Here is a 12,840-nt window from a genome sequence, read left to right on the forward strand (position 1 = left end):
CGATGCGAGTTGAGCGGTTATCGCTGGACGGTTTTCGCAATTATCGCCAAGCCGAGTTCGTATTTTCACCTGGGTTAACGGCCATTGTCGGTGCCAATGGTGAAGGCAAGACGAATTTGGCTGAAGCCGTAGCCTTTTTGGCAACGTTGAGTTCGTTTCGCGGCGTAGCCAACGACGCATTGGTGGCCATTAACTCACCAGCAGCCATCATTCGCGCTGAAGGGGAGCGTAGTGGTCGCTCGTTGCTAATTGAGATCGAAATCTCATCGACCGGACGCACTCGAGCGCAGTTGAATCGCCAACGAATTACAAGAAACGCCGACCTGTTAGAAGCACTGCGGGTAACGGTGTTTTCACCGGATGACCTGGAGTTGGTGAAAGGTGCGCCGGCGTTACGCCGACGTTTCATGGACGACTTGTTGGTGGCTCTCGACCCGCGCTTGGACCGGGTGCGCAGCGACTTGGAACGAATTCTAAAACAGCGCAATATGCTCTTGAAACAACTTGGAGGTCGTCTCGATACCGACACCGCCGCCACCCTTGAAGTTTGGGATGAACGCCTGGGCAGTGTTGGCAGCACCCTAGGTCAGCAACGGGCGAGCTTGGTTGAAAAGCTGCGACCAGAGGTGGCGGTGGCTTATGAGTCTTTGGCGGGCGAGCCGAGCCACATCGAACTGCACTACAGCCCGAGTTGGCTGGAAGACTATCCCGCGGCGTTGGAAGCTAGTCGGGAAGCTGATTTACGGCGGGGTATCACCCTTGAAGGGCCGCATCGAGATGAGTTTCATTTGGGGATTAACCAGTTGGTGGCCCGTACCCATGCTTCACAGGGTGAGCAGAGAACGTTGGCCATTGCGCTGCGAATGGCTGCCAACCGGATGATCACCAACGAACTAGGGGTCTCACCGATTTTGGTGCTGGATGACATTTTCTCGGAGCTTGACCCTCGCCGTAGCCAGGCGTTGTTAGATTCGCTACCACCTGGACAGACCCTGCTTACCACCGCTGGTGGTCTACCAGATGCTGCCAAGCCTGAGACGGTTTTGCATATTGAAGCCGGGCGAGTGATAGCCGATCATTACCCCTAAATATGCCTACACTGGCAAGGCAATGAGCCGGTTTCGACCATATTCTCCTTCAGAACGAGACCCATCGACCTCGCCACGACCGATAAAGAATTCGCTCGATCAGGTGTTGCGGGCATTAGGTTCACCACCTGTGGACAAACTCACGTTATTACATGAGGAATGGGCGAAAATAGTGGGTGAGGCCATTGCTTCGGTGACCCAAATTGGGGCGTTGGTTGATGGTCGGCTCTCGGTGGCGGTTCCCGATGGTGGTTGGGCCAGTCAACTTCGCTGGATGGAAGCCGACTTAGTGCGTAAAATTGAGGCCTTTTTAGGCCCAGGAGTGGTTCTAGGCTTTGAAGTTCGCGTTCGTCCTCACTGAGGCCCTAAAAACGCCATGAAATAGGGTTAACTAGGCTGTTTAATGGCGTGTGGGCTGGTATAATTAAAGGACCACTTTTCGCAAAGGCAAGCGTTTATAACGCTGCTAGCGAACTTCGTTTCGAGGCGCGTAAATTGCGCTCTGCCGAAAGGCTCCGCTTGGCATCCCAAATAGATTCATATGGCGCGAAAGACATTCAGGTTCTTGAGGGCCTAGAAGCTGTTCGTAAACGTCCTGGCATGTACATTGGCTCCACTGGTCCCAGCGGTCTGCACCACCTTGTTTATGAGGTTGTGGATAACGCTGTGGACGAGGCCATGGCAGGCCACTGCGACCGTATAGATATTGTCTTGTGGCCCGACGGTAGTTGCGAAATTATCGACGACGGTCGTGGTATCCCAGTTGACCCTCATCCTCAATATCCCGAAATGTCGGCGGCCGAGGTTGTTCTCACCGTATTGCACGCTGGCGGCAAGTTCGGCGGCGACGGCTACAAAGTCTCTGGGGGTCTGCACGGCGTTGGTGTGTCGGTGGTGAACGCCCTTTCAACACGGGTTGAAGTCACCATTGATCGCGATGATATTCGCTATCGAATGAGTTTTATAAACGGAGGCAAGCTGGAATCGGCGTTGGCACCAGCCGGTGAATCGCCCCAAGGCCGCCGCGGTACTGCCGTTCGCTTTTGGCCCGATCCAGCAATTTTTGAAGATCTGCATTTCGATGCTAAGACCCTGCTAGAACGCTTCCAGATGATGGCGTTTTTGAACCGTGGCCTCGAAATTTCGTTCTCAGACAAGCGCCACGATTCCGAAGCCCGTGAAGAGCTTTACCGTTACGACGGCGGCATCATCGACTTCGTGCGGCATGTAAATGCCAGCAAAGAACCGCTGTTTGAGGCGGTTGGATACCTGGCTCAAGAAGAAGAAGTTCAAGAAGTCGAGCTGGCCTTCCAATGGAACACCGGGTACCACGACGGCATTCATTCCTTTGCTAACGGCATCAACACCACCGAGGGGGGAATGCACGTTGAAGGTTTCCGTAAATCTCTAACCAACGTCATCAACAAATACGCTCGAGCCAAGAACATCCTGAAAGAACGCGATGAGAACCTACAAGGCGAAGATATTCGTGAAGGTCTCACCGCCATCATCAGTGTTCGACTGCAAGAGCCACAGTTTGAGGGCCAAACCAAAGCCAAGTTGGGCAACGTTTCAATTCGGTCCTTAGTAGAACGAGCTACGAATGAGAAGCTGGCCGACTGGTTGGAAGAGAATCCAACGGAAGCCAAAGCTATCGTGGCCAAAGCAACCCAAGCCGCCCGGGCTCGCATCGCCGCTCAATCAGCACGTGCTGCTACCCGACGTAAATCGGCCCTTGATGGTGCTGGATTGCCCGGTAAGTTAACCGACTGTTCCTCGAACAACCCCGAAGAGTGCGAGCTTTACATTGTTGAGGGCAACTCGGCCGGAGGTTCGGCCAAAGACGCCCGCGATCCTCGTACCATGGCCATCTTGCCAATTCGAGGCAAAATTTTGAACGTTGAGCGGGCCCGCGAAGACAAAATGCTGGCCAACTTGGAAGTTCAAGCCTTAGTACAAGCTATTGGCGGCAGTATCGGCGAAGAGTTCGATGTTTCTAAGGCGCGCTACCACAAGGTGATACTTCTAGCTGATGCCGACGTGGACGGTAGCCACATTCGCACCTTGTTGCTCACCTTTTTCTTCCGCCAAATGAAAGATTTGGTAGCAGCAGGCATGGTTTACATTGCGCAACCCCCGTTGTATTCCACCGAAGTTGGCAAGTCGAAGATTTACTTGAAGGACGACGTCGCCAAAGCTGAGTTTTTGGCTGAACACCCCAATCATAAAGCTGAATTTCAACGGCTTAAGGGCTTAGGCGAAATGGACGCCGAAGAACTTTGGGCCACCACCATGGACCCTGAACAGCGAACGTTGTTGCAGGTCACCGTAGAGGCAGCCACGGTGGCCGACGAAGTGTTTTCCATTCTCATGGGCGAAGACGTCGAAAGTCGTAAGCGCTTCATCCAAACCAACGCTAAAGACGCAAGGTTCTTAGACATCTAATGGCAGATAACGAAAATTCCTCCGACGAAGAACCAACACCGGTAGATCCCAATAACCCCGGTCAAAATGGGGCCGAACCTGAAGGCATTTCCGTAGATGAAGCCGCGGAATTGGTGGCCCTAGGTGGGGTGCAGCCCATCGAAATCGAACGCGAGATGGAGCAGTCGTTCCTCGAATATGCGATGTCGGTGATCGTGGCCCGTGCCTTGCCCGATGCTCGTGATGGACTAAAGCCTGTACACCGCCGCATTTTATGGGCAATGTCGGAAGGGGGCCTTCGCCCCGACCGTTCGCACGTGAAGTGCGCCACCGTCGTAGGCGATGTGCTTGGCAAATACCACCCCCACGGTGACCAGTCGGTATACGACGCCCTGGTGCGGATGGGTCAGCCCTTTAGTATTCGCCACACCCTGATCGACCCCCATGGCAACTTTGGTTCTCCAAGTGATCCTCCGGCGGCTTATCGCTATACCGAATGCCGTTTGGCGCCAATTGCCATGGAATTGTTGGCTGACATAGGCGAAGACACGGTTGACTTTTCGTCAAACTTCGATGGTCGTCACGAAGAGCCCGATGTATTGCCATCACGTTTTCCAAATCTGCTGGTAAATGGCAGCCAAGGCATTGCCGTTGGTATGGCCACCAATATTCCGCCTCACAACTTAGGTGAGGTGATCGATGCCACCGTGCATCTGATTAACAACCCCGACGCCAGCGTGGAAGACCTGATGGCCTTTGTGAAAGGTCCCGATTTCCCCACCGGCGGTTTTATCATGGGCCGTGCTGGTATTGCTTCTGCTTATCGCACCGGTCGAGGATCAGTTCGTATTCGAGCGCGGGCCGAAATTGTGGAACGCAATGGCGGCGACCAAATCGTAGTCACCGAGATTCCTTACCAAACCAGCGTCGAGCAGATTGAACAGAAGGCCGCTGAGCTGGTCGAACGTCGTGAAATCGAAGGTATTCGAGCCATCAGAAACGAGTCAGCCAAGGGCGTAACTCGACTGGTCTTCGACCTCAAGCGCGATGCCCCGGCCTTGGTAATTCTGAATCAGCTTTACAAATACACCCCGCTGCAAACCAGCTTTGCGGTGAACATGGTGGCGCTAGTCGACGGCGTGCCACGCACGTTAAATCTACGCGACGCACTCTTGGCTTACGTCGACCACCAAATTGAAGTGGTTACTCGTCGTTCGGAATTCCGGCTCGCCAAAGCCCAAGATCGGGCACATATTGTCGAAGGCCTTATTCGAGCGCTTGATCTGATGGACCAAATCATCGCCACCATTCGAGCCTCAGCCGACACGGCCACCGCCCGAGCGGCTTTAATGGCAGCACCTTTTGAGTTCTCGGAAATTCAGGCCACCCATATTTTAGAAATGGCGTTGCGTCGGCTCACCCAACTTGGTCGAACCGAACTCGAAGAAGAGTACGCCAAGTTGATGGCCACCATCGCCGAACTTCAAGAGATTCTGGGTAGCGAAGGCAGACTTCGTGAGGTTATTTGCGAAGAGATCAGCACAATTCGCGAGAAGTTTGCGACCCCTAGGCGCTGCGAGTTGCAGGTTGATTTTGGTGATATCGATATCGAAGACCTGATCGATGACGAAGAGGTAGTGGTCACCCTTTCCGATCGCGGCTATATCAAGACCGTTTCAATTGATGCCTTCCGTACCCAACAGCGAGGCGGTGTCGGTGTAGCCGGAGCGAGACTGCGTGACGACGATTTTGTGACCCAGGTTATCCACACCTCGGCACACGCTTATCTGCTGTTTTTCTCAAACCGGGGGCGGGTTTACCGCTTGAAAGCTCACCAGATTCCCATGATGGACCGCACCGCCCGGGGCATGGCCATTGTGAACCTGCTGCAGCTACAACCTGACGAGAAAATTCAGGCTTTAATCGATACCCGTGACTACGAAACCAGTCGCTACTTGTTCTTCGCAACCAAACAGGGTCAAGTAAAGAAAACTCGTTTCAGCGATTACGACTCATCGCTTCGTGCTGGGCTCATCGCTCTACGTTTACGAGACGATGACGAGTTGGTATCGGTGTTCCCCACTTCGGGTGAAAGCGACATTTTGATGACTTCAAAACGAGGTCAAACCATTCGCTTCACCGAGTCTGAAGTTCGCCCGATGGGCCGTGCCGCAAGCGGGGTGCGCGGTATGCGACTACGTGAAGGTGACCAGGTTGTAGCCGCCGACGTGGTTCGAGAAGACGCTGATTATGTCATTCTCACCGATCATGGTTACGGCAAACGCACGCTGACCACCGAATTTCCGCGTAAAGGCCGAGGTACCCTCGGTGTCCGTGGAATGGCGCTGAACGAGCAGCGCGGCGAAGTTGTTTCAGCGTTTCTAGCCAATGAGTTGGACGAAATTGTGGTTATTAGCTCGGGTGGAATTCTCATCCGAACCAAAGTCGCCAACATTTCTACCCAAGGCCGGACTGCTACCGGGGTACGGGTGATGAGTCTCGATGAAGGTTCTAAGGTGGCCTCGGTGGCCTTAGTTGCACCTAATGGTGCCGACGAAGACGAATACGGTGAAGCCGATGCACTCGGTTTAGGAACCGAGGTCGTTGGAACTACTGGTGCCGATGTCACTGCCGACAACGATGTTACGGCTGAAATTGCTGATGACGCGGCGGTCGAATTTGCGCAAGATCAGGAAATAATCGTGGGTTTGCCAGAAGAGAGCGACGAGCAAGACGATTAATGCCGAAGATCACCTAGAACTTGGGTGTTGCTAACCGAGCGGCCTCTACTTCCTCTTTGTAACTACTTCCCCTGTTTAACCCAACCAGTTTTTGGATGGAATCATGGAAGTACGTGGACCGCTCGAAGCAAGTTTTGTTCGCCAAACTCGAGGTAACAAGAGCGAATACGGTTCGGTGTTGCCCTTAATGGCCGTGCTACTAGTCGCAACGGCGGCCGCTATTTGGGGTCTGGCCACTTATGGGTCTCTGTTAATTGAACGTGCTGAAGCTCAAAGCGCAGCTGACGCCGCAGCTTTAGCGGCAGGCCTAGGCAGCGACGACGACGCCCGCCTGGTGGCCAATGCCAACGGCGCAACTCTTGTGTGGATAAAGCGCAGCGGTGCCCAGGTGGAAGTAAAGGTGCAAGTAGGCCGAGCTCATGCTCGTGCTCGTGCCGAAATCGAGCGGCATTACCAAGGGCCACGCTATGAAACCGCTTCGATACCCTAGGTGGATGATCATGCCGTAGACTGGTGAAATGCCTGAACGCCCTAATGCACCCAACGCACGTGCTGAAGCGCCGACACAACAGCGCGAGGGCGCACCCAAAGCCGATCGCCGAAATCCCGTAGTTTCTAAGCCTGTACCTCAATTAGGTTTGACCAGAAAGAGGCCGACCGCCAAGGCGAACTCGTCCGCCAAGGGTGATCTGGTTACCCAACCAAAAGCAACCGGTGGTTTTCGGGCCCGACGAGTTCATCGCGTTGTCCTGCGGGTCGATCCATGGTCAGTGCTAAAGCTGTCGTTGGTTTTTCTATTCTGCTTTTGGTTGATGATGGTGATCGCCGCCATTTTGATGTGGGGAGCAGCGGTTTCATCGGGAACCGTTACCAACCTCGAAGATTTCATCGCCACCTTGTTGAGCTTTGAAGAATTCAAGCTCAACGGCAGTCAAATTTTGCGCTTTTTCGCAATGTTGGGTCTGATCATGGTCTTCGTAGGCACCGCGCTAAGCGCCATCGTCGCAGTATTGTTCAACCTGGTTACTTCGGTAATCGGTGGCGTTCGCTTTACGGTGATCGAAGAAGAATCTATGCGCCGGATCATTCGCGAATAGCAACGGTCGAAACTCTAGTGGTGGAAGTAGCACCTAAGCGCGGGTTCGTACTACGGTTTTACTTTCCTGCGGGGCTATAGCTCAGTCGGTTAGAGCGCACCCCTGATAAGGGTGAGGTCGCTGGTTCGATTCCAGCTAGCCCCACGAATCCGCTGGCCCACAGGCTTTAGCGTATGAGTTGCCGGAGGAGAAAATGCTAACCACTATCCGACGGGCCCTAGTGGCATTTAGTATTGCTGGTTTGGTAGCCGCTGTGCTGCGGCTACGTGGTGCGGGTGGAACGCCGCCCACAAATGGTGGTTGGCGTGAACTAAGCGGATCTGAACTTCGCTGATATGGCTGCCACGACCGTAAAAATTGTTGGCTTAGGTGCCGTTGGCTCAAGGGTGGCTCGCCAACTCGCCTCGTCACCCGAGGTTGGCACCATAGCGTTGTGGGATTCCAACGCCCCTAAAACACAAGCCGTGGCCCACTCGCTCGGTGCCGCTGCAAAGATAGATTCCTCTGCCACGAGCGTAGAACTGGCACCCAAACTAGTGGTGTTAGCCACCCCGGTCGGAACCCATGTGGAACTAGCGCAAGCTTATCTGGCGCAAAATATCTCGGTGGTTTCGGTTTCCGATTCAGTAGAAGACGTGCAGGGTTTGATGGGTCTCGACGCTGAGGCTAGAGAACGCGGCGTGTCGGTGGTGGTAGGAGCTGGCTTTTCACCCGGTTTAAGCTGTGTTTTAGCTAAACACGCTGGCGCTCTGTTCAGCCAAGTTGAAGAAATCCATGTCGCTACTACCGGTACCGGTGGACCGGCTTGCGCCAGACAACATCACCGTGCGTTGAGCTCAATTTCAATCGACTGGCGTGATGGAGTGTGGCAAAGCCGACAGGGTGGCTCGGGCCGTACCTTGTGCTGGTTCCCAGACCCGGTGGGTGCCAAAGATTGTTATCGGGCTGCTCGTCCCGAGGCTCTACTTTTGGCCCCGGCTTTTCCGGGTTTGGAGCGGGCAACCTCACGGGTTTCAGCTACCCGGCGTGACCGAATCACAGCCTGGTTACCCATGCTTTATCGACCCCATCCCGAAGGTGGCCCGGGTGCCATCCGGGTGGAAGTTCACGGCCGTATCGACGATCGAAGCGACGTGGTCGTGTACGGAGTAATGGACAGACCAGCAGTAGCAGCCGGCGGAGTGGCGGCCGTAAGCGCTTTGGCCGTGTTAAACAACACTGTGTTACGCCAGGGTGCCGCTGGTTTGGCCGAACTTGTGGAACCGGTACCGTTTCTGGCTGACTTACAACGCCGCGGCATTAAAGCTGCTGTGTTTGAGGGCGTTACTGTCTAGTTTCGGTGGTGGCAACAACCGGATTTGGAGTCTGGTCATCAGTGTCACCATTTTCAACTGGCAGAGGAACCTGCCACCACGATATGAACCGGGGTCCAAGTTCCAAAACGGCCGCCGCAACAGCCCCAGCCGCCAAGATGACTAACGTTTGGGTTTGGTTCGGAACCTCCAAAGCGAAAAAGTCGCGTGCCATGGGCCAAGCCATAGTAATCACGTAACCGGCGGCCATAGCACTCAACAATGCCAACCGGTAGGTGGTAAGCGGCCTACACAACTTGCCAAGGACCACCAAACTGGCGATGAGAAGCACAAAGACCGCGGCACTGCGAGCCTCAGCTATCGGCGTGTCGTTGTATCGTCGCAAACCTTCAAAGGCGGCAAAAGCCGCTAAACCAACGGTTAGCCCTGAAGGCACCGAAAACCGCACTACACGATCCACAAACCCGGTTGTGGCGCGGCGGGTGTTCGGTTCTAATGCCAAGAAGAAACCCGGGATGCCAATACTGAGAGAGCTAACGATGGTGAGGTGTCGCGGCAGAAACAGAAATGGTGCTGAAAATATGCCAGTCAAGGCTGCCAGGACCACGGCGTAGGCCGCTTTGGTCACAAATAGGTTGGCTACCCGTTCGATGTTGTTGATAACCCGGCGGCCTTCAGCCAACACATCGGGCAAGGTAGAAAAAGCATTGTCCAGCAGAACTAGCTGGGCTACAGCTCGACTAGCGGTGCTACCAGCGCCCATGGCGATACCCATGTCGGCGTCTTTTAGCGCGAGCACGTCATTCACGCCGTCACCGGTCATGGCCACCATGTGGTTGCGGCTCTGGAGCGCGTGAACCATGTCGCGTTTTTGGTGGGGGTTAACACGGCCAAAAACGGTGTGGTTGTCTAGAACCTCGGCTAACTCGGCTTGGTTGTGCGGAAGTTCTCGAGCGTCATAAGGGGCGTTCTTAACCTCGATGCCAGCCCGACGGGCAATGGCCGCCACCGTTTCAGGATGATCACCGGAAATTACCTTAAGCTCAATGCCCTGGCCGGCGATATAGCCCAGGGTTTCTTCAACATGGGGCCGTAGCTCGTCTTCCAAGAGAACCAGAGCTACTGGTTGAAGCTGATGTGGCGGCGGACCGGCTTCATAAGACTCGACTAATTCATCGTGGCATAGGGCCAATAGAACCACTCTTTGGCCCAAAGCCGTGTGTTCTTTGATGCCATCATTAGCTCGCTCGATCAGTGCTTGATCTTCGCTGGGAACGCACTGCAACAAGAACTCCGGTGCTCCCAAAAACCACAAGCCGTGTTCACCGAAGCTCGCTGCTGACCATTTGCGGTCAGACGAAAACGGTATCGCACGTTCTAATTGCCAACCTTGTGGCGCTGCCATGGCCGTCGCAATGGCAGCTTGAGTGGAATTTGGAATCGACTCGGCTCGGGTTAGGGCCCCTAAGGCTGCTTCGGCGGTTTCACGCGAGACAGTAGCGGCAGTTTCGCCGTTCCCGATCGTGATTATGTCGGCAAAGGTAATTTCACCGGACGTGATGGTTCCGGTTTTATCAAGGCACAACACGTCTACACGGGCCAACAGCTCCACCGAGGCTAATTCCTTGGCCAGAGCTTGTTTACGGGCCAAAGCCAAAATGCCCACAATAAAGGCGATGGAAGTCAGCAGAACTAATCCATCGGGCACCATGGCAACGGCACCAGCCACGGTGCCTCGAAGTGCTTCTCTCCAGGTATCTTCCGCCCGAAGCAGTGAGATCAATAACAAGATCGAAGCGGGTGGGATGATAAGGCTGAGCCAACGCAAGATTCGGTTGACACCGGTCCGTAGTTCAGAGTGGGCTAACTCGAACCGGCGAGCATCTTCCGCCAAAGTAGCGGCATACGAATCGGCCCCGATATGAGTTGCCTCATAACAGCCTGACCCAGCCACCGCGAAACTTCCTGACATTACTTTGTCGTCGATGGATTTAAGTACCGGGTCAGATTCGCCCGTTAGAAGCGCCTCGTTAATTTCCAAGCCTTCGCTTGAAACCACGCGACCATCGACCACAATTTGATCACCCGGACGAATTACCAGCACATCGTCTTGCACGACCTGGGTGACGTCGATTTCTAGGGTTTCACCATCGCGTAGAACTCGGGCTTTCGGAGCATTTAAAATTGCCAGACGTTCTAGCTCGCGGCGAGCTCGCAATTCCTGCACGATGCCAATCACGCTGTTCGAGATCACGACACCAGCAAACAAGGCGTCAGCACCGGGGGCCGCCACCATGATCAAGGCGAACATCACCAGAATTATGGCGTTAACCGGGGTAAAAACGTTGGCCCGCACGATCTGGGCGATCGTGCGGGCTGGGGCGTCAGGTACTTGGTTGGTGAGACCCGCATTAACTCGGTCTTGGACCTCGGCTTTAGTTAAGCCAACTACGGGAGCGGGAGTCGTTTCCATCTCGGGCCAGGTTACACGCTTGAGCGATTTGGGGGGTGCCCCTCCGAGACTAGGCACGCCCACTGGCTATTGAACGATGAGCCTATCTAATCAATCAGCTCCGACTCAGGAGTCTTGGCGTAGTGGATGAAACCAGCGATTGAAAGTAGCGCCATCAGCGCAGCTCCCACGAAGGCCACCGTGGCTGCCAAGGCGGCCTTTGTGCCAAGCACGCTAAAGCCATAGGCGGTCAAGAGCACGCCGCGAAGGGTTTCACCCTTGAACACGGTTTCGCGCTGACCTTGAACTTTCTTCAGTTCAGCTTGAAGCTCGGTGGTGTCTTTACCCTCATCTTCGGCTTCGGCAATCTTAGCCTTGACCTCGTTTTCAGGGCCGCCTAGCTGAGCGTAAGTGAGACCACCGCCGATTTGTTCAACGTGCAGACCGATGTAGTGGTTGGCGTAGCATTCCGCTTTTTTACCAGTATCGAGTAGACGGGCCGCTTCATCGCCTTGGCCGTATTTGACCAAGCAATCGAACTTGGCTTCTTCTTCGGTAAGTGAATCAGCGGGGGTGAAATAAATCTGTTGTTGGGCGAACTGCTCGCGGACGTAATTGTCGGCGAAGTCCCCCTCTTGTTTAAAGACAATCGCCAGTACCAGCAGTAGTAGTGCAATGCCCACACCGCCAATACTGAAGAATAAGTCGAGAGTACGTCGTTTCATGATGGGAATTCTCCTAGTGAGCCACAGGAATGGGCTTTATTACCATGTACCTTATAAGCGTACGAAGTATTATTTGAGGGCCAACCGGTAGGAATGAGCAATGACTAAAGTCCCCTCCCCCCGAGGCGCCAACCCACGTCGTGTGGTGGTTAATGTTAACGCGATCTCAGTGGTGCGAGGCACAAGGCTCTCACTTGATAATGTCAGCTTCCAACTAGAATCTAATACCTTAACAGCGATAATCGGTCCTAATGGTGCTGGAAAGTCAACCCTGCTGCACGCTTTGGTGGGGTTATTACCATTAACTAGTGGATCTATTGAAATTAATAATGATGAACGGCGTGGCACTGGTCGCAACGTCGCTTATGTCTTGCAGGGAACCGCCATACCAACCAACCTCCCCATGTCGGTTCGCGAGGTTGTGACTATGGGCCGATACCAGTCGCTTGGTTTCTTCCGCAGGCTACGTTCTCGGGATCGGGCGGTGGTGAATGAGGCGATGGAACGATTGGAGGTTGCCGATCTAGCTTCGCGCCAAATTATGGAGCTCTCGGGGGGCCAACGCCAACGGGTATATGTAGCACAAGGTTTGGCGCAACAAGCACCATTGTTGCTGCTAGATGAGCCAGTCACGGGTTTAGATGTCGTTTCCCGGCAACGTATTTTGTCGGTAGTGCAAGAGGAACGAGACGCCGGGACGGCCGTAGTGATGACCACGCATGATCTAGGTGAAGCGGCAAGCGCTGACAAGGTCCTGTTGTTAGCTAATCGCTTGGTGGCTGCGGGTAACCCACAAGAGGTGCTCCAGAGCGAAACTATTGGTGAGGCTTTTGGACAACGCCTAGTTCGCTTAGGACCAAACGTGCTCATGATGGATTCGTCACACCACCATGGTTCGACAGAGTGAACGCAGCGTCGCTACCAATATTTTCGAGCGGCAATTGTTGATGTCATAATAATCTAAATTGAGCAACTCCAACGTTGATGTCGCTCACTCGAG

The 12,840-nt window shown here is 54.2% G+C and carries 11 protein-coding genes and 1 tRNA gene; 10 read left to right on the top strand and 2 right to left on the bottom strand.

Annotation, left to right across the window (positions count from 1 at the left end):
* The first annotated feature begins 2 nt into the window (after nt 1–2).
* The 9 genes from WC184_05745 (at nt 3) to WC184_05785 (ending at nt 8,684) form a co-directional block, all read left to right on the top strand.
* Nucleotides 3–1,088, top strand: a complete 1,086-nt coding sequence (locus WC184_05745; GenBank protein MFA7477379.1) for a DNA replication/repair protein RecF — start codon at nt 3–5, stop codon at nt 1,086–1,088.
* Between the two features lie 22 nt (nt 1,089–1,110).
* Nucleotides 1,111–1,449: a DUF721 domain-containing protein gene (locus WC184_05750; GenBank protein ID MFA7477380.1), complete on the top strand. Its 339-nt coding sequence runs from the start codon at nt 1,111–1,113 to the stop codon at nt 1,447–1,449.
* 134 nt (nt 1,450–1,583) lie between these two features.
* Nucleotides 1,584–3,533 carry a DNA topoisomerase (ATP-hydrolyzing) subunit B gene (gyrB, locus tag WC184_05755; protein MFA7477381.1) on the top strand — a complete coding sequence of 650 codons (1,950 nt, stop codon included), beginning with the start codon at nt 1,584–1,586 and terminating at the stop codon, nt 3,531–3,533.
* Nucleotides 3,533–6,253 carry a DNA gyrase subunit A gene (gene gyrA, locus WC184_05760; protein ID MFA7477382.1) on the top strand — a complete coding sequence of 907 codons (2,721 nt, stop codon included), beginning with the start codon at nt 3,533–3,535 and terminating at the stop codon, nt 6,251–6,253. Before gyrB ends, gyrA begins: the two co-directional genes overlap by 1 nt.
* 103 nt (nt 6,254–6,356) lie before the next feature.
* Entirely contained in the window at nt 6,357–6,743 is a 387-nt protein-coding gene (locus WC184_05765) for a pilus assembly protein TadG-related protein (GenBank protein ID MFA7477383.1), read from the top strand.
* Nucleotides 6,744–6,771: 28 nt separating this feature from the next.
* Complete coding sequence (locus WC184_05770) at nt 6,772–7,350, top strand: DUF3566 domain-containing protein (GenBank protein ID MFA7477384.1); 579 nt, start codon at nt 6,772–6,774, stop codon at nt 7,348–7,350.
* 70 nt (nt 7,351–7,420) lie between these two features.
* Nucleotides 7,421–7,494, top strand: a tRNA-Ile gene (locus WC184_05775).
* Nucleotides 7,495–7,543: 49 nt separating this feature from the next.
* Nucleotides 7,544–7,684: a hypothetical protein gene (locus WC184_05780; GenBank protein ID MFA7477385.1), complete on the top strand. Its 141-nt coding sequence runs from the start codon at nt 7,544–7,546 to the stop codon at nt 7,682–7,684.
* A 1-nt stretch (nt 7,685) separates the two neighbouring features.
* On the top strand, nt 7,686–8,684 hold the full coding sequence (locus WC184_05785) for a Gfo/Idh/MocA family oxidoreductase (protein ID MFA7477386.1): 999 nt from the start codon (nt 7,686–7,688) through the stop codon (nt 8,682–8,684).
* On the opposite strand, the gene WC184_05790 is transcribed toward WC184_05785, so the two are convergent.
* Nucleotides 8,674–11,136, bottom strand: a complete 2,463-nt coding sequence (locus WC184_05790; GenBank protein MFA7477387.1) for an HAD-IC family P-type ATPase — start codon at nt 11,134–11,136, stop codon at nt 8,674–8,676. The genes WC184_05785 and WC184_05790 overlap by 11 nt on opposite strands.
* Before the next feature lie 86 nt (nt 11,137–11,222).
* Nucleotides 11,223–11,840: a hypothetical protein gene (locus WC184_05795; protein ID MFA7477388.1), complete on the bottom strand. Its 618-nt coding sequence runs from the start codon at nt 11,838–11,840 to the stop codon at nt 11,223–11,225.
* 100 nt (nt 11,841–11,940) lie between these two features.
* Here WC184_05795 and WC184_05800 point away from each other — a divergent pair, with 100 nt between their 5' ends.
* The gene (locus tag WC184_05800) at nt 11,941–12,747 is read left to right on the top strand and encodes a metal ABC transporter ATP-binding protein (GenBank protein ID MFA7477389.1); all 807 of its coding nucleotides are present in this window, start codon (nt 11,941–11,943) and stop codon (nt 12,745–12,747) included.
* Nucleotides 12,748–12,840: the final 93 nt, after the last annotated feature.

The sequence above is a fragment of the Acidimicrobiia bacterium genome (genome assembly GCA_041676705.1).
In the GTDB taxonomy this organism is placed as follows: domain Bacteria; phylum Actinomycetota; class Acidimicrobiia; order Acidimicrobiales; family SKKL01; genus Actinomarinicola.

Coding starts and splice junctions, on each gene's coding strand:
- WC184_05745 (MFA7477379.1), top strand. CDS start 3: ATGCGAGTTGAGCGGTTATCGCTGGACGGTTTTCGCAATTATCGCCAA.
- WC184_05750 (MFA7477380.1), top strand. CDS start 1,111: ATGAGCCGGTTTCGACCATATTCTCCTTCAGAACGAGACCCATCGACC.
- gyrA (MFA7477382.1), top strand. CDS start 3,533: ATGGCAGATAACGAAAATTCCTCCGACGAAGAACCAACACCGGTAGAT.
- WC184_05765 (MFA7477383.1), top strand. CDS start 6,357: ATGGAAGTACGTGGACCGCTCGAAGCAAGTTTTGTTCGCCAAACTCGA.
- WC184_05770 (MFA7477384.1), top strand. CDS start 6,772: ATGCCTGAACGCCCTAATGCACCCAACGCACGTGCTGAAGCGCCGACA.
- WC184_05780 (MFA7477385.1), top strand. CDS start 7,544: ATGCTAACCACTATCCGACGGGCCCTAGTGGCATTTAGTATTGCTGGT.
- WC184_05785 (MFA7477386.1), top strand. CDS start 7,686: ATGGCTGCCACGACCGTAAAAATTGTTGGCTTAGGTGCCGTTGGCTCA.
- WC184_05790 (MFA7477387.1), bottom strand. CDS start 11,136: ATGGAAACGACTCCCGCTCCCGTAGTTGGCTTAACTAAAGCCGAGGTC.
- WC184_05795 (MFA7477388.1), bottom strand. CDS start 11,840: ATGAAACGACGTACTCTCGACTTATTCTTCAGTATTGGCGGTGTGGGC.
- WC184_05800 (MFA7477389.1), top strand. CDS start 11,941: ATGACTAAAGTCCCCTCCCCCCGAGGCGCCAACCCACGTCGTGTGGTG.